This is a genomic window from Microbacterium maritypicum MF109 (genome assembly GCF_000455825.1).
Classification (GTDB): Bacteria; Actinomycetota; Actinomycetes; order Actinomycetales; family Microbacteriaceae; genus Microbacterium; species Microbacterium maritypicum_A.
The window spans coordinates 1-407 of the sequence record NZ_ATAO01000216.1; the positions used below are offsets into that span (position 1 = coordinate 1).

Consider the following 407-nt stretch of genomic DNA (forward strand, 5'->3'; position numbering starts at 1 on the left):
TCGATGTCGGCCTGGGTCACGACATACGAAGCCGTGCAGGTGACGGTCGCGCCCGCGGCGAGCGATGCCGCGCCCGCGGGGCACGTGACCACGGGGGGTGTCCCCGTTCCGGTGAATGCCGTCTCCGTCACCGTCACACCCGTGAGTGTGACGTTTCCGGTGTTCGTCACCAGGAACGAGTAGTTGATCGTCTCGCCCGCTGCCGTGATCCGCGTGCGGTCGGCGGTCTTGGACACGGTCAGCGCCGGCGCCGAGACGACGGGGATCTCGACCGTGGACGGCGCCGACACGGGCGGAGTGCCCGAGGGCGGGGTTCCCGTCGCGGTGGCGGTGTTGTCGAGGGAATCGGCGGTGTAGTCCGCAGCGGTCGTCGTGTACGACGCGGTGCACGTGATCTGTGCACCCGG

General features: G+C 69.8%; 1 protein-coding gene. It reads right to left on the minus strand.

The window, feature by feature from the left end:
- Nucleotides 1-407, minus strand: a 407-nt coding sequence (locus L687_RS37770; protein ID WP_021201048.1) for a DUF7507 domain-containing protein, incomplete at both ends; no start/stop codon positions are given.